Source organism: Mycolicibacterium sp. XJ1819, assembly GCF_053483675.1.
Window position 1 is genome coordinate 293384 of sequence record NZ_JBEFST010000003.1, and the last position, 22478, is coordinate 315861.

The window sequence follows — 22478 nt, forward strand, 5'->3', positions numbered from 1 at the left end:
CGGCGGTCACGGCCGCATCTCGTAGGCGCCGTCGTAGGCGGCCACCCGCTGCCACACCCGGTCAAAGCGCTCGGCGTCGGGCACGGGTTTGCGGATCGCCGATACCGCCCAGTCCTGTTGGGCCGGGGTCGAACTCGGCTTACCGTGCAGCGCGACGGCATACGCGCTGAAGTCGCGCACCTGGAAGTCGAAGATCTGGTCCACGACGTCGTCCTCGAGGCCGGTGAGCGCCGCCTCCTCCAGAATCAACTGACCGTAGACGACCAACGAGAACAGATGCCCGACGTTGAGCAGAAAATCCAGGTCTTTCTGCTGCTCGGCGTCGGGCGCGGCGGTGAGCAGTAGATCCCGAAAGGCCTTGGCCTGCTCGTAGAACACCGCGACGTTCGGGATGCCGAGATGCCGTTCGTAGACCGGCGCCCAGTCCGCGAACCGCACCTTGCCCGCCCCGCGGGTCGGGCCCTGGTTCCAGAAGAACACGTCGTCGGCGGGATCGTGGCGTACCGGAATCTCGGGATACTCGGCGGGATTGAGCATGTAGTTCGGCATGAACTTGAGCACCAGGCCGACGTTGACGTGCACGGTGCCCTCCAGTCGTGGCAGCGTGCCGATCAACTGGGCCACCTCGCGGAACATGGTGTTCTTCTCGTAGCCCTTGGCGGCGATCACGTCGTGCAGGGCGCGCAGCACGGTCTCGCCCTCCATCGTGACCTTGGCCTTGGTCATCGGGTTGAACAACAGGTAGCGGCGGTCCTCGAGGCTGGCGCTGCGGAAGTAGTCGACCGCGCGCCTGCTGAACAGCTTCATCGCCACCAGCCGGGCGTACGCGTCGACGAAGTTGGCCCGCACATGGCGCAAGTCGGTGACCCGGTTGCCGTACAGGATGCGGTTGTGCGCGTGGGTGATCGCCTCGTAGAAGGCGTGTTCGGCCATGCCGATCGACGCCGAGCAAAGATTGAACTTGCCCACGTTGACGGTGTTGAGTGCCGCGGCGAACGCTTCCACGCCGGTGTGCAGGAGGTCTTCTTCCCGGACCGGGTAGTTCTCCAGCCGAAACGTGCTCACGTAGATCTGCATGTGCACGACGTTGTCGATCAGCTTGTAGTTCTCGTGTGCACTGTCGGCCACGAAGAACACGTATTCGTCCCCGTGCCTGCCGAACACCGACACCATGCTGGCAACGTTTCCGTTGCCGATGTAGTACTTCTCGCCCGTCGCCCGGTACCGGATGCCCTCGGCGCGGTCCTGTTCACTGGCCGGCGTCAGGATCATGTCGGTGTTGTAGACGTCGGCGCCGTGCTCACGTTCGGACAGCCCGAAGGCCATCACGTGCCCGGCGTCCAGATCCTCTGCCGCCCGCAGCTTGGCGTCCTTGTTCTGGCTCTGCCAGATCGGACCGAGCCCCAGGATCGTGACCTGTTCGGTGTACCAGTAGGTCAGACCGTAGAAACCGAGGATCTCGGCCAGCGCGGCGTTGCGGGCGGCATCCCAGCGCTTGTCCGGATCTCCGTCGGCGAACTCCGACGGAGTCAGAAACGTCGCGAACAGCCTTTCCTGCCTGACGAATTCGACGAAGTCCGCGGGCCACCGCGCCGCGAGGTCGTCGTCGAGGATGCGCTTCTTGCCCAGGCCCTCGAAGAAGTCGATGGTCGCCCGCAGCAGCCGCCGCGTCCCGGCGTCGAACTCCTGCGGGTCATAAGTGTTCGGATCGAAGAGCAAGCCGTCGGTCTTGGCCATGGCGACAGCCTAGGGGCCTGGGGCCGGCTGTCCGGGCAATTGCGGCGCCGGGACCCACGGCAGCCCCGGGATGGTCGGGTACGGCGCGGTGGGACTCCACGGCGGCGGCTCCGGACTCGGCGGCGGTTCCTCCGCCGGTGGCGGTGGCTCCTCGGCCGGCGGCGGGGGTGGCGGCTCTTCGGTCGGTGCCGGCGGAGGTGGTTCCTGCGTCGGCGGCGGTTCGGTGATCGTCTGGGTCACCGGTGGGGGCGCCTGCCGGGTCACCGTCTGGCGCGGCGGTGGCTGTTGTGTCGTCTCCGGTGGCGGCGGTGGTGCGGCGCTGGTCGGCGGCGGGGCCGGGCTGGTGGCGGGTTCGGTGGTCGACGCCGGCGCGGGAGTGGTGTCGTCGCTCATCACCCACAGCACCACGGCACCGAGGCCCACGACGAGCACCACCAGGCCGGTGGCCAGCGCGACGGTCGGCTTGCGATACCACGGCAGAGGCGCGGCGGCGTCGTCATACGCGTCGTAGGCGTCATCGCGGTGAAACTGCATCTGCGGGCGCACCGCGCTGGGGTCTTCGTAGGACTGGTAGTCGTAGGGGTCGGTGGCCGCCACCTCGGGGAGGTCGTCGGCGTCCGACCAGGCAAGCGCGTTGGACGCCTCCTCGGGGGGCGCGGTCACTTCGGGTGCCATCGCGGTGGCGGCCGCCGCGGCGGCTGCGGCGGCGGGGGCCGCCGACATCGAGGTGGCACCCTCCTCGACGGTGCCGCGCGTGGCGGCCAGGCCCGCGCCGATGGCGGCGGTCAATTCCGGTTGCCCGGTCGTGATCACCGGCACGCGAAGGTGTTCCGACAGCGTGGTGGTGATGATCGGAATCCGCGCGCCGCCGCCCATCGTCGCGACGGCCGCCAGCCCGGCAGCGCCGACTCCGTTGCGTTCCAACGATTCCTGCAATACCCCGGCGAAGTCGGCGAGCGGTTGGCGCAGCGCTTCGTCCAACTCGTTGCGGGTCAACCGCACCTCGCTGCGGTGGCCGGGCAGTTCCGCCATCAATGAGGTGACGCTGGTGGTGGACAGCCGCTCCTTGGCGCTGCGGCATTGCGCCCGCAGCGCGGAGAGCGACCCGATGGCCGAGGTGCCCGACAGGTCGATGGTGCCCGCGGCGGAGAGGTCCTCGATGACGTGGGTCAGCAGCGCCTGGTCCACCAGATCGCCGCACAGGTCGGTGTGGCGGATCGTCGCGCCCAGCGGGGCGTAGCCGTTGGCGGCGTCGACCAGGGTGATGCTGGTGCCGGTGCCGCCGAAGTCGCACAGCGCGACGACGCCGGTGCTGGGCAGCCCGGGGTCGTCCTGCAGCGCGGTCAACGCCGCGGTCGCGTCGGAGACGACGGGTGCGGGCGCCGGACGCTGGAATTCGGGGACGGCGGCGAGCGCGGTGCGCAGCGCGTCGGCGGCGGCCGGGCGCCAGTGCGCGGGATGCGTGACGACGACTGGTCCGGCGGGCGGACGACCACCTCCGACGGTGTGCAGCAGCGCGCGCAACGCGTCGGCGAGCACCTCCTCGGCGCGGTGGGTGGAGCCGTCGGCGGCGACGATGCCGACCGGGTCACCGACCCTGTCGACGAAGTCGGTGAGGATCAGCCCGCGCTCGTCGAGGTTGGGGTTTTCGCTGGGCACCCCGACTTCCGACGGCCGATGCGGGTAGCGGGTAACGACCGGTGACCGCGTCACGGCGGCCCGGCCGACTATCACCGCCGCCAGCCGGGTCGCCCCTACCGACAGCCCTACCCCGTCAGACATCTGCTCCCGCCTCGATCGAAAACACTAATCGGTCATCAGTGCGATTGGACGAGGTTAGCGTTAGTCAACGGATTGTTCCCAACCCTTGGCGTACCGCCGGTGCAGAAGTTGCCTCGCTACACCGAGTACCGCGCCGATCTCACCCCACGACAGGCCGCAGACTCGCGCCGACCGGATGGCCTCGGTGTATCGGGATTGTGCACGCTCGAGATCGTCGCGTGCTGAAGCGAGTTCACGTCGGCTGGCGCCGGAGAGAACGTCGTTGAGTATCGGGTCGGGCTCGTCATACGGTGGGCGCTCGGGTGCCGCGTCCACCTCCTCGAGCGCCTGACGACGAAGCGCCAACAACTCGGGATGGTTGAACCACCACGGCTCGGGCCCCACCCCACCCCACACACCGTCCGACCCAACGCCGTCATCAATTGATGACACCCCAGACTCGACACCCACCTCCCCGGGCTCGTCGGGCTCGTCACACGGTGGACGGTCCGGCGCCGCGTTCACCTCCTCGAGCGCCTGACGACGAAGCGCCAACAACTCAGGATGGTTGAACCACCACGGCTCGGGCCCCGCCCCACCCCACACACCGTCATCAATTGATGACGCCCCGGGTTCGTCGGGCTCATCACAGCTTCCCATCGGCACCCCCTGCTCCGGATCGTTGACCACAGCGTGCCAGCACCCTGTGACGAACGGAGCTCACAGATTGATGGGATCCTCCGGTACGGTCCTCGTGGAATCTCTCAGCGCCGCCTTGAATTGCATTGCGCGGTAAGGCCACCCGGTTTCGGTGTTCCACTGCGACACCACCAGCCCGATACCGCCCTGGATGTCGAAGCGCGAGCCGGGCAGCACGTATCCGCCGTAGAGTTGGGCGACCTGGTTCTGCCGGTGGTTCTCCCCGGGCCACGCGCATCCGAGCACCGGTGTCTGTAGCGGCGTCGTGTGCATGTTGGCCACCGGCGCGTCGACGACCCGGTAGGCCAGCGCATACCGTGAGGCCAGGAATCCGCCGAGCAGCCACTTGCCGCGCTCCATCCGCCGAAACGTCAGCTCGCCCCATCGCTCACCGTCGGGCGTGATCGGCGTGGCCCGACTTCCCCACCGCCAGGAACCGTCGGTAAAGCCCCAGCTGAGATAGCGCGACCGGGCGCCGATGTCCTCGGGCCGTACCCGCATCAGGATGATGCCCTTGTCGCGCTGGAAACCCGTGGCCGTCACGTACACCCAGTCGTCGTCGGGATCGTGGTCCCACGACCAGCACTGGGCGTGGCCGTCGTGCAGATCGGCCGGGAACTTCGCGTCCGGTCCCAGGTGGGTCCATGACACGCCGCTGTCGTCGGAGCGCCAGATCTCGGTCCAGATCACGTTGCCGAAACCGCGATTGACGATGGCGTGCAGGTAGATCGAGTCACCCACCCGCAGCAGGTCGGAGGGGATCACCGTGCTGATGCCGCCGCGCGTCCAACCGCTCGACGCGTCGTCGTGGACGTAGTGCCACAACTGGCGGGCGTAGTCGGGGTCGGCGCCGCCGGCGCGTTCGTAGACGATCTCGTGGTCGGCGTCGCCGCTGCCGATCAGCACCACCGGTGAGCGCCAGTCGCCTTCGCCGACCTTGCGACCCGAGAACGTGTCGCCGAACACCGACACCAGCTTGCCGTTCGGCGCCACCACCGACGCACCCAGGTCGGTGCAGGTGACGCCCCAGCGGTCGGTGAGCCCCGGCCCCGTCAGGTCGACCACCTTGCCGTTGAGCAGCGGCACCCGGGCGCGTTCGCGGGGATTCAGGCCCCGTCCCGCGCCCCGACCGATCGACGGCCCGTCGGACAAGGTCAGAAGCAGCGGCGCAGGCCGCCGGGCTCGCAGATCAGCGGATACTCGGTGACCGGGATCGGCAGCGGCTCCTTGAACGACATCGTCAGCGGGACGCTGTGCATGGCGGGTTGCTCGCCGCAGACCGCGCCGTGGATGACCTGCTTGGTGCCCACAAACGTGTAAGGGTCGAACGCGTAGAGAGTTCGTTGTGGGGCGGTGCTGCCGTCGGGGCATATGCGGCCGTCGATCGTGTCGTACTCCACCGTGAACCGGCCACCCACCAAGTCGGCCTCGGCGCCGGGCTGACCTTTCGGGGTCACCTTCAACCGGCACCCGACCGGCAGCAGCAGCGGTTCGCGAAGGTCACCGACCACCGGCGCGCAGATCGGAAAGATCTCCCAGGTGGTCGGCGGCTCCCCCTCGACGTTGACGGCGTAGACGCCTTCGGGCACACCCGGCGGGTTGACGTCGCCCTGGGCGTTGGCCGGAACGGCCAGCCCGAGCGCAACGCCGACGCAGACGGCGGCCACTGCAAGTCCGCGGATGATCCTCACGACGTGCATCCCTTCAGCCGGCCCCGACGTCAGACGCTCAGCAGTATCCCAGTGTGCACTGCCCTCGTCACCCGTTTGACTGGGCTGGGCGTTTCTAGCGGCCCGTTCTTCGGGTAGAGAGGGGTGATGGCCCCGGGAAGACCAGCGGTGCGGTCCGCTGTGGTCGCCGTCGCGGCGCTCGTCCTCGCCCTGAGCGGGTGTTCGGTCGGTGAGCGGGTGGATCTCGGCGGCGAGTCCTCGGGCCATCTCATCGCGGCGATCGCCGGCGAACCCGATCAACTCGACCCGCACAAGACCACCGCGTACTTCTCGTTCGAGGTGCTCGAGAACGTGTTCGACACGCTCGTCGAAGCCGACGCCAACCTGGAGATGCGGCCGGCGCTCGCCGAGTCGTGGCAAGTCAGCCCCGACGAACTCACGTGGACGTTCCACCTGCGCCCCGGGGTGCGATTCCACGACGGCAGCCTCCTGACGGCCGACGACGTCGTGTACTCCTATCGCCGCATCATCGACGAACAGTTGGCCAACGTCGACAAGTTCAGCGCCGTCGCCGACGTCAGCGCTCCGGATCCTGCCACCGTGGTCATCCGCGTCGACCGGCCTACCCCCAACCTGCTGACCAACCTCGGCGGCTTCAAGGGCATGGCCGTCGTGTCCCGGCGCAACGTCGAGAGCGGACAGATCGCCACCCACCCGGTCGGCACGGGACCGTTCGCCTTCGCCGGCCAGAAGAGCGGCGACTCGATCACGCTGGAGGCCAATCCGTCGTACTGGGGTGGCGCGCCGAAGGTCACGGGGGTGACTTTCCGGTTCATCTCCGAACCGTCCACCGCGCTCTCGGCGCTGCAGGCCGGTGAGGTCGACTGGACGGATTCGGTTCCGCCGCAGCGGGTTGCTCAATTACAAAACGACGACTCGATTCGCCTGGCGGTGACGCCGAGCAACGACTACTGGTATCTGGCGCTCAACCAGGCGCGGGCGCCGTGGAACGACGTGCGGGTGCGCCAAGCCATCGCCTACGGCATCGACCGCGATGCCATCGTGCAGGCGACGAGCTACGGGACGGCTACCGCCAACCAGCTCGCAATACCCGAGGCCAACCCCTGGCACACCGACTACCACCGCTACCGCCACGACACCGACGAGGCGCAGAAGCTGTTGGCGCAGGCCGGGATCGACGACACCGATCTCGACATGCTGGTGACAAGCGAGTACCCCGAAACCGTGACCGCCGCCCAGATCATCGCCGACAACCTTGCGGCGCTCGGCATCACGGTCAACATCCGCACGGTGGACTTCGCCACTTGGCTCGACGAGCAGAACAACGGCAACTTCGACATGCTGATGATGGGCTGGCTGGGGAACATCGACCCCGACGACTTCTACTACGCCCAGCACCACACCGACGGCACCAGCAACGCCCAGAAGTTCTCGGACCCCGAGGTGGACCGCCTGCTCGACGCCGCGCGAACCCAGACCGACAGGCCGGCCCGCGCCGACCTCTACGACCGGGCGGCGACGCTGATCGCCGACCAGGTCAGCTACATCTTCCTGTACAACCCGTCGGTGATCCAGGCGTGGACACCCGCGCTGTCCGGCTACCAGGCACGCCGCGACGGCGCGATCCGGTTTCGCAGCGCCGACCTGGCTGAGGACGAAAGCCCGTGACGGCGTTGACGACTCATCCGGTGGTGCGGTTTGTGGCCCGTCGCTTGCTGTATTCGACGGTGGTGCTGGCCGGTGTGCTGGTGGTGGTGTTCACCCTCGTGTACCTGGTGCCGGGCGATCCGGTGCGCATCGCGCTGGGCACGCGTTACACCCCGGAGGCATACCAGGCGCTGCGGTCGGCCAGCGGTCTGGACAAACCGATCGTCGAGCAGTTCTTCGGCTACATCGCGTCGGCGCTGACCGGTGATCTCGGCGTGAGCTTCCGCAACGGCGACCCCGTCACGGTGATCCTGCTGGAGCGGTTACCCGCGACCGTGTCGCTGGCCGTGGCGGGTATTTCCATCGCACTGCTGATCGCCCTTCCGGCCGGTATCTGGGCGGCACTGCATGAAGGGCGGCTCAGCGACGCGATCGTGCGGGTGGCCAGCCAGTTCGGGGTGTCGATTCCCGACTTCTGGATGGGCATTCTGTTGATCGCGCTGTTCGCCTCGACGCTGGGGTGGCTACCGACATCGGGATACCAACCGCTGCTTGCCAATCCGGGCGGATGGTTGCGCCATGTCGTGCTGCCGGCGTTGACGGTCGGACTGGTCGCGGCGGCGATCCTGACGCGCTACGTGCGCTCGGCGGTCCTCGACGTCGCCGCGATGGGCTATGTGCGCACCGCCAGATCCAAGGGGCTGCCGCCGCGCATCGTGACGTTTCGCCACACCGTGCGCAACGCGTTGATCCCGGTGCTGACGATCACCGGGATCCAACTGGCGACGATCCTCGGCGGGGTCATCGTCGTGGAGGTCGTGTTCGCCTGGCCTGGGTTGGGACGCCTGGTCTACAACGCGGTGGCGGCCAGGGACTATCCGGTCATCCAGGGTGCCGTGCTGCTCATCGCGACGCTGTTTTTGCTCATCAACCTGCTGGTGGACATGCTCTACGCGGTGGTCGACCCGAGAATCCGGCTGTCATGACCGACGATCGGGGCGGCCGGGTGTCGTCGTGGCGGTTGCTTGCCGCCAATCGGGTCACCGTGGTGAGCGCGGCGATGCTGGCCGTGGTCGCGTTCGTGGCGCTGGCCGCGAACTGGATCGCGCCCTACGGGGTCAACGACATCGACGTGCCGAACGCATTGGCACCGCCGAGCGGTTCGCACTGGTTCGGCACCGACGAACTGGGCCGCGACGTGTTGTCCCGGGTGCTGGTGGCAACGCAGGCATCGTTGCGGGTGGCGGTGGTCAGCGTGGCGTTCGCGGTCGTGGTCGGGGTGCTGATCGGGGTGGTGTCCGGTTACCGCGGCGGTTGGCTGGACGCGGTGTTCATGCGCGTCGTCGACGTGATGTTCGCGTTTCCGGTGCTGCTGCTGGCGCTGGCCATCGTCGCGGTGCTCGGCCCGGGGGTGACGACGACGATGCTCGCGATCGGGGTCGTGTTCACCCCGATCTTCGCCCGGGTGACGAGGGCCAGCACGCTGAGCGTGCGGGTGGAACCGTTCATCGCGGTGTCACGCACCATGGGCACCGGCCACCTGTACATCCTGGGCCGCCACGTGCTGCCGAATGTCGCTGGGCCGTTGGTGGTTCAGACGTCGCTGTCGCTGGCCTTCGCGATCCTGGCGGAAGCGGCGCTGTCGTTCCTCGGGCTCGGCATCCAGCCGCCCGAGCCGTCACTGGGCCGGATGATCTTCGACTCGCAGGGCTTCGTCACGCTGGCGTGGTGGATGGCGGTGTTCCCCGGCGCCGCGATCGTCGTCACCGTGCTGGCGCTCAACCTGCTCGGCGACGGCCTTCGCGATGTGCTGGATCCCAAGCAGCGCACGATGATCGAGGCGCGGAGGAGATCGTGAGTCCACCGGTGCTGAGCGTGCGCGAGCTGGAAGTCCGCATCGGACGGCGAGACGTCGTCCGCGGGGTGTCGTTCGACGTGCGGCCGGAGCAGACGTTGGGCATCGTCGGTGAGTCGGGCTCGGGAAAGTCGATGACCGTGCTGGCCGCCACCGGACTGCTCGACGCCCCCGGCGCCGCGGTCACCGGCAGCAGCACACTGGCCGGCCCCTCGGGGCGCACCGAACTGATCGGCGCGTCGAACCGGGTACTGCGCGGCGTCCACGGCGGCCGCGTCGGGTTCGTGTTCCAGGATCCGGGCACCTCGCTGAACCCGCTGCTGACCATCGAGCGACAAATCACCGAATCCCTTGAGACGCATCGCCGTCTGTCGCCACGGCAAGCCCACCAGCGAGCGCTGGAGCTGCTCGAGGCGGTGGGCCTTCCTGATCCGCAGTCGCGGCTGCGCAGCTATCCGCACCAGTTGTCGGGCGGCCAGAAGCAACGGGTGATGGTGGCGGTCGCGATGGCGTGCGACCCCGAGTTGCTGGTCGCCGACGAGCCGACCACGGCGCTCGACGTCACCACCCAGGCCCAGATCGTCAGCCTGATCAAGGATCTGCAGCGCGACTTCGGCACCGCGGTGGTGTGGATCAGCCACGATCTCGGCGTCATCGGGCAGGTCGCCGACGACGTCACGGTGCTGCGCGACGGTCGCGCCGTCGAACAGGCCCCGGTGACCACGGTGTTCGACGACCCACAGCAGTCCTACACCCGGGAGTTGCTCAACGCCCGCCCACTGGTGGGACATTCGGGACCCGCGGCGGTGTCCGACGACGCCGAGGTGCTGCTCGACGTCAGCGGTCTCGATGTGCGGTTCAGCGTCGCCACGCCCGTCGGCAAGTCCACGGTGCACGCGGTCAAAGACCTGTCGTTTCGGATCCGGCGGGCCAGCACGCTGGGCCTCGTCGGCGAATCCGGGTCAGGCAAGTCCACGGTGGCTGCCGCACTGACCGGTCTGGTCAAGCCGGATGCCGGATCGGCGACCCTGGATGGCGCCGCGGTCGTCGGGGTTCGCGGTGCGGCCGAGAAGGCGTTGCGCCGGCGGATCAGCCTGGTGTTTCAGGATCCGTTCGCCTCGCTGAATCCGCGGGCCCGGGTCGGCGCCGCCGTGGGCGAACCGTTGTGGGTGCACCGCCTGGCGCGGGGCCGGGGCGCGCGGCGGGCGCGGGTGGCGGAGTTGCTCGAACTCGTCGGGCTGCCCGCGTCGTTCGTTTCGCGTTACCCACACGAACTCTCGGGTGGAGAGCGTCAGCGGGTGAGCATCGCGAGGGCGCTGGCCGGTGAACCGGACCTGATCATCCTCGACGAAGCCACCGCGTCCCTTGACGTCTCGGTTCAGGCGCGGGTGCTGGACCTGCTGGCCGGCCTGCAGCGCGAGCTGGGGTTGACGTACCTGTTCATCGCCCACGATCTGGCCGTGGTGCAGCAGATGAGCCACGACGTGCTGGTCATGCGCGACGGTGAGGCCGTCGAGTATCGGCCCGCGGCGGCTCTGTTCGCCGGGCCCGAACACGACTACACCCGCGCGCTGCTGGCCGCCGTCCCACCCGAACACCCCGAATTCCGTGCCGCCTCAACATAGTTTGTGCTCGATCACCGTGACCAGGCGCGGCTTTCGCCAATTGCCGCGCACGCCTTCGATGCGTACGCCGACCTCACCGCCCGCGATCTCCAACGTGCCGATCTGGTTGCGGAAGTGCGGCATGGTGACCGGTCGCCACCGCAGCCGCGGCCACCCGACGCTCGTGGTCCGCACCAAGAGCCTGCCGAGGGCCTCCGCAGCCGCGGTGTGCCCGAGCCGCAACACGATTCGTTCGGCGGCCGAGGGTTCCTTGCGCAACCCGGAGCACACCACATGCCAGATCTTGGTCGCGACGCCGGGAGTGGCCGGGGTGTAGTCGGGCAGCTGCACTTCGGACACCCAGCAGTGGTGGACGTCGCCGCCGAACATCACCATCGACGTCGGCGGTGCGCCCTGGGCGCCGGTGGCCACGGCGACCACGAAGTCCTCCAAGCGCCGGAAGCTGTGCTGGAAACACGCCCAGTGGTCGAGGTTGGCGCCGATGCGCACCTTCTCCCCCAGCCCGCTCAGCCACCGCCCCCAGGCGCCGTCGGAGACCGCCTCCGACCAGGCCTCGATGTGGTGCACCCCGTACGGCAGCAACATCGGCAGCGAGCTGGCGAACAGGAGGTGTTCGTAGTTCCCGTCGGCTCTGTCGATGATCCAGTCCCACTCCTCGTCGGTCATGATCCGCCGCTGCCCCGGGCGAAGCCGGCGTCCGGTGCGCGAGTCGGCGACGATCAGGCGGGCGGGCCCGAGGTCGCGGCTCATGGAGAACTTCGATGTGCCGTCGTCGCTTTCGGCGCGCTTGGCCAGATGCCTGACCGCCTCGCTGCCGCGGCGCGACTCGACGACCTCGCGGTAGGTCTGGTCCTGCGCGAGTTCTTGCGGCGACAGGTTGCCGAGGTGCTGGTAGATCCAGTACGCCATCAGCCCACCGATGATGCGGGTCTGGTACCAGTCGGTCTTGCGCTTCTCCTCCAGCCAGGCCTGTGAGGTGTTCCATTTGTCGTTGATCTCGTGGTCGTCGAACATCATCGCGGTGGGCAGGGTCGAAAGCATCCAGCGCACAACGGGATCGCTCCAGGCGTCCCAATAGCCGATGCAGTACTCCTCGAAGTCCTCGAGAACCTCGACAGGCCCGTCGGCGTGTACCTCACGGTCGGCGACCAGGTCCTTGATGGTGTCGTTGACCTGGTCGGCGTAGAGCTGATCGCCCATCATCAGCAACGCGTCGGGCCACAGCGCAGAGGGTTGGCGGAGCATTCGCAGGCCGTAGGTGCGCAGCACGTCGATGCCCTTGCCCCGTGGATGCCACCAGTGCTGGTGGGTGTAGGGCGGGTGATGCGGGGCCGACGCGCGACACGAGCCGAACAGCAGCCGAAGCGAACCGTCGCGGGGCATCAGCCGCACCCGGGGCGGCGGGAACTCGTAGTCCGGCGGCGGCCAGGCGTGCACGCCGTCGAGGCTGACGGTGTAGGGATGCTCGCGGTCGGGGGCGAGGCCCGTCACGCAGACGAGCGCGAAGTGATGTCCCTCGACCTCAAAGGTGTTGGCGCTGTGGCCAAGGATGTCGACCCGGCACGGCCCGTCGGTCTCCAGCCAGATGGTCGCATCGGTGTGGCCGACGTGCCGGAGCAGCGGCCCCACCCGAACCGCGGACATCACCCCATCATGCCAGCGATTTCGGCGTGGCCGGTCGCGGTCAGCGCAACCAGCCACGCCGAAGTCACTCGACGATCAGTGCTCCGGGCGGCGGCGTCCGAGATAGAACGCCATCGCGATGGCGCCGAAGCCCAGCGTGCCGATCACCCCGGCGGTGACGAACAAGAAGATGTCCCTGCTCGTGAAGCCGGCGTCCGACGAGTCGTCGGCCAGCAGCCTCAGCTGATAGTCGCCGGGCAGCGGCGCCTCGGCCGGAGCGTCCAGACCGGGGAACTGCTGCGTGCGGTGCACCTCGAACTGCCGTTCACCGGTGGGCGTCTGGGTCCACACACCCCATGCCGGGGTGGCGCCGTCGAGCAGCACCTTGCGCTCGCCGAAGCGGGGATCCTCGCCGACATCGACGATCTGGCGCACCCGGAAAGGCTCGTACCGCGCGTTCGAGTAGTTCACGAAGACGGGCACGTTGTCATAGCGCAGCACCGGCGGCGGGGGCGGCGGCAGCGGCCGGCCGAAGCCCGGGTAGTAGCCACCACCGAAGAAGCTGCCCACCGCGATGTTGGTCAGCGCCTGAGCGGTGTCGATCGCGGCGTTGATCGGAGCCAGCACCGCGGCGGTGAAGCTGTACGCCGCGAACTGGGCCGCCTCGATCACCATCCGCGCCAGCGGCGGGATGATCACGAACCGTGGCCGCATGTCGTATACGTAGACGATGCGGACCGGGGCGCGGAACGGGTTGAGCACGATCGGCCGGTAGTACTCGTCGTACTCGATCCAGTCCGAACGCCATTGGCGCACGTTGCTGACCAACTCGACGTCACGTCGACGTTCGAGATTGATCTCGGTCTTGGCCTGCGCGCCGATGTCGAGGCCCGGCACCTTCAGCGTGGTCTCGATCGCGTTCGAGAACGCCGCCACGTCCTCCTCGGTGGCCGGCTCCGGTTGCTCCTCGATGACGATCGGCTCGGCGGCCCTGGCCAGCTGGACGTCCTCCACGGGCGCCTCCAGCTTCTGTGGCTCGACGGTCTCGATCTCCTTGGCCGCCTGCGTGAGTGAAACCGTGGGGGTCTCGGACTCGTCGGAGTTCGACTCGCTGGTCTCGCTGTCCTCAGCCGGCGTCTCGGAGGCGGACTCGCTGGGGGCGGTCTCGCGCGCGCTCGGCTCCGGTGTCCGGCCGTTCTCCGATTCGGGCGATCCCGGCGCGAGCGCCGCCGAGGGGGCCGTCGGAGTGGCCGAGGTCTCGGCGTCGTCCGACCCGGCGTCGTCCGCATCCGCGGCGGGTGCATTCGAGGTCCGCGGCGCCGAACTGGTCTCGGCGGGTGCCGACGACGTCGCGGGCGCACGCTGGGCCGTGGTCGGCTCCTGGGTGGGCTCGGCGGGCTCGACGCTGGTCACCGGCGGTTTGGTCGCGGTGCTCGGCGCCTGAGTCTGCGGCGCCTGAGTCTGGGGTGCCTGCGTCTGCGGCTCAGGGCGCAGCGCCGGCGCCTGCGATGCCGGGGCCTGCGTTTGCGGCGCCGGTTCCTGGGTCTGCGGCTGCGGAGCCTGCGTCTGCGGCTGCGGCGCCTGCGTCTGCGGCTGCGGGGCCTGGGTCTGTGGCGCCGGCGCCTTCGGTTCCGGAGCCTTCGGTTCCGGAGCCTTGTCCTGGCGGCCTTCTTGGCGTTCGGGCGCCTTGGGCTCGGGCTTCGGCGCGACGATCGTCGTGCTCGGCGCCACCGGCTCGTCGTCGGGCTGGGCGAGCGCCGGGGTGATCCCGCCGGTGAGCGCCGTCAGCGAAAGCACCATGCCGGATGCCAGTACTGCGACAACATTTCGCTTTGAGCAAAATTCAAGCGGTGCACTCATGGTGCATCGACTCCTCTGTTCCGGAGGAGCGCGGCGGTCACGGCGCTGAGGCACAGCCTTTCCCCGAGTCGGCCTGGTCCAGCAGCTGCCGGGAGACGTCACGCTCCTGCGACACCAATCTGGTCAACGAAACTGGAGCGAACGCCTTGACGGCGACCCCGACGCTCCGGTCTCAGATACTTCATCGTCGATCCGGCCGCAGCGTTACAGCTTCGTCGGCCCGGGTCGTCGCCGCCACGCCCCCACCGCCAGGGCCACGCCGATGAGCACGATGATCGGTCCCAGGATCGACCACGTGGTGGTGTTGCTCATCGGGCTGCCGCCGACGACACCGAACCCCTGCAGCGTGAACAGCAGGCCGAACAGCGCGACGATCACCCCGAGCACGGCTATGGCGACTCGCATGTCCCCCACCTTAGGCGCCGCGTGCTATCGCGAGCGGCGGTACTTCGCGTAGGCCTCGGCGGCGGCGGCCAACTCCGGACGCGCGTCGAGCAGCGGCTGCATCTTGCGCCGGGCTTCCTCGCGTTTGTAGGGCAGGAACTCGGTCGGGAAGTTGCCCTCGTGCGGCTCGTAGTCACGCAGCACCCGGCGCGCGACGGTGGCCTTGTGCACCTCGTCGACGCCATCGGCGATGCCCATCGTCGGGGCGCCCGCGTACATCGCCTGGATCGGGGTGAGGTCGGTGGTGCCCAGTGAGCCGAGGATGTGCAGGGCGTTGAACGACACCTCCCGCAGCACCCGCGCCATCGTGAACTTGACGGCGGCGATGTCGGTGCGGGCCTCCTGGGTGGAGGTCTGGTCGATCTTCCACGCAGTTTCCAGGACGAACAGCCGCAGCATCCTGATCATCGCGTAGGACTCGGCGATCTTCTCCTGCACCATCTGGTGTTCGGCGATGACCTTGCTGTGCGATTCGCGGCTGAGCGCCCGCTCACACATCATGTCGAAGGCCAGGTTGCACTGCGCGATCGTGCGCATGGCGTGGTGGATGCGGCCGCCGCCGAGACGGCGCTGCGCCAGGACCCTGGCGCCGTCCTCGGGGCCCAGCAGGTGGTCGAGGGGCACCCGCACATCGCGGTAGACGATGTGGTTGTGGTTGCGCGGTTCGGGTTTGATCTCCACTCCCGGCGTCTTGCGCGGCACCACGAACATGCCGTTGGTGCACATCACGAACAGGATGTCGGCCACACGCCCAGCCGAGGTGAACCACTTCTCGCCGTTGATCACCCACTCGTCGCCGTCGCGCACGGCGTGGGTCACGAACAGGCTGGGGTCGCTGCCGCCCTGCGGTTCGGTCATCGAGTACGCCGAGAACATGTCCTGGTTGAGCAGCGGCACCAGCCAGCGTTCCTTCTGCTCCTCGGTGCCGTAGGCGGCGAGCATCTCCATGTTGCCGGTGTCGGGGGCGGACGCGCCGAACATGTGCGGTGCGCCGGCGTAGCGCCCGATGACCTCGTTGAGCAGACCGAGCTTGAGCTGACCGAAGCCGGGGCCACCGAGTTCCTCGTCGAGGAAGATCGCCCACAGGCCCTGGTCCTTCACCTCCTGCTGAAGCTCACGCACATAGGCCTTGACCGCAGGGTCGGGCAGGCGCACCGCGTGCGGAAACACGTGGTCGAGCGGCTCGACCTTCTCCTCGCAGAACTGCTTGACCCAGTCCAGCTTCTGCTGAAATTCCGGTTCGGTGCTGAAATCCCACGCCATAGCGTGCAGTGTGTCAGCTGTGCCGAGGATAGGACTTCGAGACTGCGCAGTTGTGGTCGTCACCGCCCTGTTCGTTGCCGGTTGCTCGACGTCGGCACCCCCCGCTGTCACGGGTGCGCCGGTGAGCAGCGTGGCCCCCGCGGCCCCGCCACCGCCGCCCGCGCCCGAGAATCCGCGCCGGGAGTTGGCCTCCGATCCTGCCCAGATCGCCGAGGATCTCGTCGCCGACGAGCGCGTGCTGCGTGACCCGTCGTCGTCGGAGGCGGTGCTGATCGCGGCCGCACACCGCCAGCAAGCGGCCTACCGGACCATCGGACGCCACCCCGAGTGGGATCCGATCGTGCGCCCACGCATTCCCGCTGCGCTGCTGGAGGTCTATGACCGCAACGTCGACGCGCGTCGGCAACTCACCGCCCTCAGTGAGGGGACCGAGAAGGACACGGTGCCGGCGTGGCGGATCGTCGCACCCGTACCGGCCGACGAATTGCTGAGCCACTACCGCGAAGCGGAATCGGCCTCCGGTGTCGGCTGGAGCTATCTGGCGGCGATCAACCTCATCGAGACCGCGTTCGGGCGGGTCGCCGGGGTGAGCACCGCGGGCGCCCAGGGGCCGATGCAGTTTCTACCCTCGACGTTCGCCGCCTACGGCGACGGCGGCGACATCCTCTCCGCCCGCGACAGCATCATGGCCGCCGGCCGTTACCTGGCCGCCAACGGCTTTGCCACCGACCGCGCACACGCCCTGTACCGGTACAACAACTCCCACCGCTACGTGCGCGCGGTGGACCAGTACGCGACGGTGATCGCCGCCGATCCCGCCGCCTTCGGCGCCTACCACCGGTGGCAGGTCTACTACAAGACGACCGCCGGTGATGTCCTGCTGCCGATCGGCTATGCCTCCGACACACCGATTCCCGTCGCGGAATACCTTGTGTCCCAGACGTTGTCGACGGCTTCACCGACGCTCCCCGCACCGCCTCGCTGAACCGGGCACCGGCCGCGGGACACGCCGCGAACCACTTCTGTGATTCCAGCAAACGAAGCGCCCGCGAGGCGTAATTTGCGGGGAAGCAGATTTCTGCGGTGGTCTGCACCGCCGCGGTCCGGCGCGGGGTGAACGAACGAAAGGGAGCCGCCATGGGGTACGCCAAATACATCGGTCGCGTCGGAGCCCTGGCGGTGACCTTGGGGGTCGGAGCGGCGATGGCCACCAGCCCGGGTGTCGCGTTCGCCCAGGACACGGATTCGTCGGGCACGACGACCTCCACGGACGGTGTGACGACGACCGATACCTCGACGACGCCTGGTGGCGGCGACGCGGGCGAGGGGCTGGGTTCACCCTCCGCGTTGACCGAGGACGGCGCCGAACTGGCCGACGACCCCGAAGGCGAGGACGTCCCGCCGGGTGACGAGGGCGAACTCGGCGAGCTGGACGAGCTCGGCGGCGACGACGAGGTCGTCGACGAGGATCTGAACGAGGACCTCTTCCCCGGGGCCGACGGTGACGCGACCGGCGGCGGGAATACCGTCGCTTCGCAGATCAACCAACACGACACGGGTGAGCAGGACCTGAAAACGGTTGAGCAGGACGGATCGGACGGCGTCGAGCCGACGGGCACCGAAGGGCTCGAGCTCACCTCGACGGTCGACGAGGAACCGGAATTGAGTGGCGCAGGCGCGGCGGACGACGGCACTGCGCGCCTGCTGTCCGAAGACACCACCGCCGACGCGCTGTCCTTCACGACGACCGTTGCCCCGGAGGCCGAGGTGCCCGTGGTGGCACAGCCGCGGCCCACGCTGATCAGTCTGGTCTCGGATCTGGTGGCCGCGGTGTTGCAGCCGCTGATCAGCCTGGGTACCGGGGTGCCGATGCAGACACCGCTGTTGTGGACGATGCTGGCGGCGACGCGAAACGAGTTGCAAGGGCTGTCCCGCAACACCTCACCGGCCGCGGCCCGCTACACGGTGTCCCAACTCAACGGCCCGGCGCTCAACAACGTGGACGCGACCCCGCACGTGCTGGTGATCGGCGTGGACGGCACCAATCTGAGCCGGATCCTGGCCGACGACTACAACCAGAACTTCTTCACCCTGATGAACGGCAGCACCACCGCGGCGTCGAGCATCGTCGGGCACACCACGATCTCCAACCCGTCGTGGTCGGCGATTCTGACCGGCCAGTGGGGCGAGAAGACGGGCGTGATCAACAACGTCTTCACGCCGTGGACCTATGACAAGTGGCCGACGGTGTTCAACCAACTCGAGACGCACAATCCGAACATCGCGACCACGAGCATCGCCAATTGGGATGTCATCTCGGCCATCTCGGGGGCGGGCTCCATTCCCGCCGACAGGATCGTCTTCATTCCGCAAGAGGCCAACGACCCCAACTGGTTGGGCACCGACGACGCGGTCGGCCTGGCCACCGTCGACGCGATCAACGGCACCGCGGCGGGTGTGCCGTCCTTCATGTTCACCTACTTCGTCGGCGTCGACGAGAACGGGCACATGTACGGCGGCGCATCCGAGGAGTACAAGCTCGCGATCCGCAACGTCGACGACAACCTCGGCGAGATCATGGACGCGATAGCAGAGCGCGAGAAGTGCAACCCCGGACTGTGTGAGGCCTGGACCGTCATCGTGGTCACCGACCACGGTCATCAGCCGCAGAAGGGCTTCGGCCACGGGTTCCAATCACCGGACGAGACAGAGACATTCGTCATCGCCCGCGGTCCGAACTTCCAGGACGGCTACCTCAACCTCAAGTACGAGATCGTCGACACCACCCCGACGGTGGTGACCCTGCTCGGTGGCCAGGTGCCGACGGGTTCCGACGGCGTGCCGCTGATGTCGCTGAGCGAATTCGACGAGTTGCCAGTCGATCTGCACCTGGCGCTCGAAGAGGCGATCGCGATGAACCAGCCGCCCGACCTCATCACGAACGTGGCGTTGAGCCTGCGCACGATCTTCGCCACCATCCCCTATTTCATGTACGACTTCACCGGCGACGCACTGCCGATACCGTTCCTCGGCGACTTCCTGTATGTGGCGACCAACGTTCCCGCGCAGATCGTCGCGCGGCTGACCGGGGTGACCGGCGCGAGCATCTTCCCGCTGCTGCCGCCGCCGCCGCCGTCGTGGCCGGGCCAGGACCAGGCGCCGCAGATGATCACGGTGCTGACGTGCGGCAGCGGTGTCGGGGCGGCCACCGAGGCGCAGTGCAGCGCGAGCGTGGCCTAGGCAACTGGCACCGGTAGCGGGCCGGCACGCCGTTCAAATCTTGGCGAAACGCGGCTCTCCTACAACGTTACGTTGTAAAGTGCACGGCGATCGCAGAGCCCCGTCGACCCGGAGGGAAACGCATGACAAGTGTCACCACATCGTCGAGCGAGGCGCCCTACGACTTCCGCCTCTCCGACTATGCCCGCGCCATCGAGACGATGGAGCACCCGCAGCAGTACCTCGCCGACAGAGCAACGAGGCGCTACGAACGCTCGGCAGACGGCGCCATCTACCTCTACCGCCATGACGACATCCTGCGACTGAACCGGCATCCCAACGTGCTGGGCAATGGTGGTCGGGGTCCCCTGGTCGCGGGAATGCCGATGATCCCGCTGGAGATCGACGGCCAAGAGCACGTGAAGTGGCGCAGGCTCCTTGACCCATTGTTCGCGCCAAAGCAGGTCGCCCGACTCGAGACGACGATTCGTGAACTCACCGCCGATTTGGTCGAAGGCTTCTCCGAGGAATCGGCGGTCGAGATGTACTCGCAGTTCTGTGTGCCCCTGCCCTGCATCACTTTTCTGCGGCTGTTCGGCGCACCGGTAGCGGACCTCGAGTTCTTTCTCGACTACAAGCGAGACATTTTGACGCCGGACTGCGACACCCCAGAAGAAAACTTCGCCAAGATGACCGAGGCGGCGCTGCGGCTGGCGGGTTACTTCGGGGAGATCATCGGGCGGCGACGAGCAGAAGGCCCCCGTGACGACATTCTCTCGGCGCTCATGCAGGCGCGGGTCGACGGCGAACCGATCGCCGATGCCGACCTGATGAACATCATCATGTTGATGATGTTCGCCGGACTCGACACGGTGACGTCGTCGTTGTCACTCATGATCACCTGGCTGGCCCAGCATCCGGGCGAGCGGCGGCGGATCATCGACGACCCGACGTTGACGCGAGGGCTTGTCGAAGAGCTCCTTCGATACGAGTCGCCGGTGCAGGTGGGCACCCGCTATGCCGCCGAGGACGTCGACCTGGGCGACGGGCTCGTCATCAAGAAGGGTGAGGCGGTCCTTGCGTCGTGGGCGGCCGCCAATCTCGACCCCGGCGCCCATCCCGATCCGCTCAACGTCGACATCGACCGCCAGCGCCACCAACACATCGCCTTCGCCAGCGGCACACACCGGTGCCTGGGCTCCCATCTCGCGCGCCTCGAGCTTCGCGTCGCGATCGAGGAACTGCACAAACGGATGCCCGAGTACCAGATTCAGCCCGGCGAGACCATCCGATGGGTCAACATGCCGGTCCGGGCCGTCGAGTACCTGCCGCTGCGGATCGGAACGGACTGACCGAGCCCGACCGCGGAATCCGCAAACCTGCAGTCCAGCACGCCAGGTTTGGGACGCGACGGGCTGCTGTCGAGGAAGCGGGCAGCCGAATTGCGGGCTCGCGATACCGTATTGCTCTAGCCACCTCCCGAGTGAAGGGTGACCAATGGGGTCCATCTCTCTGTACGCGCGACGTTTGTTCATCGCCGGCGGCTTCGCGGTCGCGGCAGCTATCCCTGTGGCCGGGATCGCGGTGGCCGCTCCTGCGGACCTGCCGACTCAGGCCACCGCCTGCCCGGCGGGCGAGGAGACCGACCTCTTCACCGGGCAATGCGCCCCGTACCTGGTACCGACCGCTCCCGGCCGCTCGGCCACCCCGGCTTCCACCGACCTGTGTCCTGCCGGTGTCAGTGGCGCGGAATGCACCCCGTCGACGGGCAACGACCTCGGCTCGCCGCAGCCCAAGATGCCCGCCGCGGTTCCGCCGCAGGAGCCTGAGCAGGAACTCGCGGACGTCGTCACGCCCGACTACTGAGTCGAGCTCCCGACCACCGCGTGGATTCGTCCACGGGGGTAGGGCAGTTCGATGCCGTGCTCGTCGTAGGCGGACAGGATTTCCTTGCGCAGTCGGCGCTGCACTCCCCATTGTGCGTTCGGGCGGGTCTTCACCAGCATCCGCAGCGTGAGAAGGTCCGGCGACAACTCCTGCACGCCGAGCATCTCCGGTTCGCCGAGGACCTTTTCCGACAGTGACGGGTCGGCGATGGCGTCCTCGGCGGCTTCGAGTGCGACCTGCTGAGCGCGGTCGACGTCGGCGGTCAGCGCGACCGGGACCTCGATTCGTGCGACGGCGTACTCCTGGCTCATGTTGCCCACGCGCAGGATCTCGCCGTTGCGGATGTACCAGAGGGTGCCGTCGATGTCGCGCACGGTGGTGACCCGTAACCCGACGCTTTGCACCTCGCCGATCACCTCGCCGAAGTCGACGATGTCACCGACGCCGTACTGGTCCTCGAGCAGCATGAAAATGCCGCTGACGAAGTCACGAACCAGGTTCTGGGCACCGAAGCCGATGGCCAGTCCGACCACACCGGCCGAGGCGATGAACGGGGCGATGTTGACGCCGAGCACGTTGAGAATCGCCAAAGCGAGCCAGATGACCAGGATGATCGACACGGTGGACTTGAGGACCGATCCGATGGTCTGCGCACGCTGTTTACGCCGTTCGGCGACCTGCGCAGCGGTGGCCGCGGCCGTGGTGCGATCGCGCAGGTGGCGCAGCAACGGTGGCTTGGGGCGTGTCTCGTCATCGGATTTACGTGCCTTGCGTTCCCTGGTGGTCGCCCTGTCGATCATTCGGTGCAGGGCAAACCGAGCGACGAAAACCGCGACGACGTAGGCGGTTATCCGGATCGGAACCTCGATCAACCAGTGCCGATTGGTCTCAGTCCATTCGAAGGCGAGGTAGAGGAGATCCATGCCTCTCCACCATACAAACGAAATTCCTTAGTTCTGCGGCAGGCGGCCCCAGTCGACGGCGTCGCTGATCGGCTTGGAGTTGTTGCGTTTGGCGCTGCTACTGCCCTCCGGGCCGGGTTTACCGCAGAAGTCGTTGATCTGGGCCTGACCTCGTTGATCAACTGCACGTTCCAGGACATCTCGCGCTGTTCGAGCAGGTCGACGATGGATGAGGATTGGGTGTCTCCACCAGACTCGGCGGGAA

18 protein-coding genes are annotated in these 22478 nt (G+C 67.8%); 8 read left to right on the forward strand and 10 right to left on the reverse strand.

The window, feature by feature from the left end; translation table 11 throughout:
* Positions 1–6: 6 nt before the first annotated feature.
* The 5 genes from ABQE89_RS04960 to ABQE89_RS04980 form a co-directional block, all read right to left on the reverse strand.
* Positions 7–1737 carry an acyl-CoA dehydrogenase family protein gene (locus tag ABQE89_RS04960; RefSeq protein WP_448414709.1) on the reverse strand — a complete coding sequence of 577 codons (1731 nt, stop codon included), beginning with the start codon at positions 1735–1737 and terminating at the stop codon, positions 7–9.
* A 9-nt stretch (positions 1738–1746) separates the two neighbouring features.
* Positions 1747–3519 carry an Hsp70 family protein gene (locus tag ABQE89_RS04965; RefSeq protein ID WP_448414710.1) on the reverse strand — a complete coding sequence of 591 codons (1773 nt, stop codon included), beginning with the start codon at positions 3517–3519 and terminating at the stop codon, positions 1747–1749.
* A gap of 60 nt (positions 3520–3579) precedes the next feature.
* The gene (locus ABQE89_RS04970; protein WP_448414712.1) at positions 3580–4188 is read right to left on the reverse strand and encodes a sigma-70 RNA polymerase sigma factor region 4 domain-containing protein; all 609 of its coding nucleotides are present in this window, start codon (positions 4186–4188) and stop codon (positions 3580–3582) included.
* Positions 4189–4218: 30 nt separating this feature from the next.
* A complete protein-coding gene (locus tag ABQE89_RS04975) occupies positions 4219–5283 on the reverse strand; it encodes a glycoside hydrolase family 183 protein (RefSeq protein WP_448414833.1) in 1065 nt (354 codons plus the stop codon).
* A gap of 68 nt (positions 5284–5351) precedes the next feature.
* Entirely contained in the window at positions 5352–5897 is a 546-nt protein-coding gene (locus ABQE89_RS04980; RefSeq protein ID WP_448414714.1) for a hypothetical protein, read from the reverse strand.
* A 117-nt stretch (positions 5898–6014) separates the two neighbouring features.
* On the opposite strand from ABQE89_RS04980, the gene ABQE89_RS04985 reads away from it, so the two are divergent.
* From ABQE89_RS04985 to ABQE89_RS05000, 4 genes are read left to right on the forward strand one after another with little or no spacing between them, the layout of a single operon-like run.
* Positions 6015–7556 (forward strand): ABC transporter substrate-binding protein, encoded by a 1542-nt coding sequence (locus ABQE89_RS04985; RefSeq protein ID WP_448414716.1) that lies wholly within the window; start codon positions 6015–6017, stop codon positions 7554–7556.
* Positions 7553–8521 carry an ABC transporter permease gene (locus tag ABQE89_RS04990; protein ID WP_448414718.1) on the forward strand — a complete coding sequence of 323 codons (969 nt, stop codon included), beginning with the start codon at positions 7553–7555 and terminating at the stop codon, positions 8519–8521. Before ABQE89_RS04985 ends, ABQE89_RS04990 begins: the two co-directional genes overlap by 4 nt.
* Positions 8518–9393, forward strand: coding sequence for an ABC transporter permease (locus ABQE89_RS04995; protein ID WP_448414719.1), 876 nt, complete (start codon positions 8518–8520; stop codon positions 9391–9393). The genes ABQE89_RS04990 and ABQE89_RS04995 overlap by 4 nt, the downstream gene beginning before the upstream one ends.
* Positions 9390–11015: a dipeptide ABC transporter ATP-binding protein gene (locus ABQE89_RS05000; RefSeq protein WP_448414721.1), complete on the forward strand. Its 1626-nt coding sequence runs from the start codon at positions 9390–9392 to the stop codon at positions 11013–11015. The genes ABQE89_RS04995 and ABQE89_RS05000 overlap by 4 nt, the downstream gene beginning before the upstream one ends.
* On the opposite strand, the gene ABQE89_RS05005 is transcribed toward ABQE89_RS05000, so the two are convergent.
* The 4 genes from ABQE89_RS05005 to ABQE89_RS05020 form a co-directional block, all read right to left on the reverse strand.
* Positions 11007–12659 carry a DUF7800 domain-containing protein gene (locus tag ABQE89_RS05005; protein ID WP_448414723.1) on the reverse strand — a complete coding sequence of 551 codons (1653 nt, stop codon included), beginning with the start codon at positions 12657–12659 and terminating at the stop codon, positions 11007–11009. The two genes, ABQE89_RS05000 and ABQE89_RS05005, sit on opposite strands and share 9 nt — an antisense overlap.
* Positions 12660–12734: 75 nt before the next feature.
* Positions 12735–14438, reverse strand: coding sequence for a hypothetical protein (locus tag ABQE89_RS05010; protein ID WP_448414724.1), 1704 nt, complete (start codon positions 14436–14438; stop codon positions 12735–12737).
* Between the two features lie 264 nt (positions 14439–14702).
* The gene (locus ABQE89_RS05015; RefSeq protein WP_448414726.1) at positions 14703–14903 is read right to left on the reverse strand and encodes a hypothetical protein; all 201 of its coding nucleotides are present in this window, start codon (positions 14901–14903) and stop codon (positions 14703–14705) included.
* Between the two features lie 24 nt (positions 14904–14927).
* Complete coding sequence (locus tag ABQE89_RS05020; RefSeq protein ID WP_448414728.1) at positions 14928–16205, reverse strand: acyl-CoA dehydrogenase family protein; 1278 nt, start codon at positions 16203–16205, stop codon at positions 14928–14930.
* A gap of 10 nt (positions 16206–16215) precedes the next feature.
* Here ABQE89_RS05020 and ABQE89_RS05025 point away from each other — a divergent pair, with 10 nt between their 5' ends.
* The 4 genes from ABQE89_RS05025 (at position 16216) to ABQE89_RS05040 (ending at position 21290) form a co-directional block, all read left to right on the forward strand.
* Positions 16216–17190 (forward strand): lytic transglycosylase domain-containing protein, encoded by a 975-nt coding sequence (locus ABQE89_RS05025; RefSeq protein ID WP_448414730.1) that lies wholly within the window; start codon positions 16216–16218, stop codon positions 17188–17190.
* 152 nt (positions 17191–17342) lie between these two features.
* The gene (locus tag ABQE89_RS05030) at positions 17343–19445 is read left to right on the forward strand and encodes an alkaline phosphatase family protein (protein ID WP_448414732.1); all 2103 of its coding nucleotides are present in this window, start codon (positions 17343–17345) and stop codon (positions 19443–19445) included.
* A 122-nt stretch (positions 19446–19567) separates the two neighbouring features.
* Positions 19568–20776: a cytochrome P450 gene (locus ABQE89_RS05035; RefSeq protein WP_448414735.1), complete on the forward strand. Its 1209-nt coding sequence runs from the start codon at positions 19568–19570 to the stop codon at positions 20774–20776.
* Between the two features lie 145 nt (positions 20777–20921).
* On the forward strand, positions 20922–21290 hold the full coding sequence (locus tag ABQE89_RS05040; protein WP_448414737.1) for a hypothetical protein: 369 nt from the start codon (positions 20922–20924) through the stop codon (positions 21288–21290).
* Here ABQE89_RS05040 and ABQE89_RS05045 read toward each other — a convergent pair.
* Complete coding sequence (locus ABQE89_RS05045) at positions 21284–22234, reverse strand: mechanosensitive ion channel family protein (protein WP_448414739.1); 951 nt, start codon at positions 22232–22234, stop codon at positions 21284–21286. The genes ABQE89_RS05040 and ABQE89_RS05045 overlap by 7 nt on opposite strands.
* Positions 22235–22478: the final 244 nt, after the last annotated feature.

What these genes read in the sequence shown, in the direction of transcription:
- ABQE89_RS05015 (WP_448414726.1), bottom strand. Translation starts at nt 14,903, where the DNA reads ATGCGAGTCGCCATAGCCGTGCTCGGGGTGATCGTCGCGCTGTTCGGC.
- ABQE89_RS05040 (WP_448414737.1), top strand. Translation starts at nt 20,922, where the DNA reads ATGGGGTCCATCTCTCTGTACGCGCGACGTTTGTTCATCGCCGGCGGC.
- ABQE89_RS05010 (WP_448414724.1), bottom strand. Translation starts at nt 14,438, where the DNA reads ATGGTGCTTTCGCTGACGGCGCTCACCGGCGGGATCACCCCGGCGCTC.
- ABQE89_RS05035 (WP_448414735.1), top strand. Translation starts at nt 19,568, where the DNA reads ATGACAAGTGTCACCACATCGTCGAGCGAGGCGCCCTACGACTTCCGC.
- ABQE89_RS05045 (WP_448414739.1), bottom strand. Translation starts at nt 22,234, where the DNA reads ATGGATCTCCTCTACCTCGCCTTCGAATGGACTGAGACCAATCGGCAC.
- ABQE89_RS04980 (WP_448414714.1), bottom strand. Translation starts at nt 5,897, where the DNA reads ATGCACGTCGTGAGGATCATCCGCGGACTTGCAGTGGCCGCCGTCTGC.
- ABQE89_RS05030 (WP_448414732.1), top strand. Translation starts at nt 17,343, where the DNA reads ATGGGGTACGCCAAATACATCGGTCGCGTCGGAGCCCTGGCGGTGACC.
- ABQE89_RS04960 (WP_448414709.1), bottom strand. Translation starts at nt 1,737, where the DNA reads ATGGCCAAGACCGACGGCTTGCTCTTCGATCCGAACACTTATGACCCG.
- ABQE89_RS05020 (WP_448414728.1), bottom strand. Translation starts at nt 16,205, where the DNA reads ATGGCGTGGGATTTCAGCACCGAACCGGAATTTCAGCAGAAGCTGGAC.
- ABQE89_RS04995 (WP_448414719.1), top strand. Translation starts at nt 8,518, where the DNA reads ATGACCGACGATCGGGGCGGCCGGGTGTCGTCGTGGCGGTTGCTTGCC.
- ABQE89_RS04985 (WP_448414716.1), top strand. Translation starts at nt 6,015, where the DNA reads ATGGCCCCGGGAAGACCAGCGGTGCGGTCCGCTGTGGTCGCCGTCGCG.
- ABQE89_RS04965 (WP_448414710.1), bottom strand. Translation starts at nt 3,519, where the DNA reads ATGTCTGACGGGGTAGGGCTGTCGGTAGGGGCGACCCGGCTGGCGGCG.
- ABQE89_RS05005 (WP_448414723.1), bottom strand. Translation starts at nt 12,659, where the DNA reads ATGTCCGCGGTTCGGGTGGGGCCGCTGCTCCGGCACGTCGGCCACACC.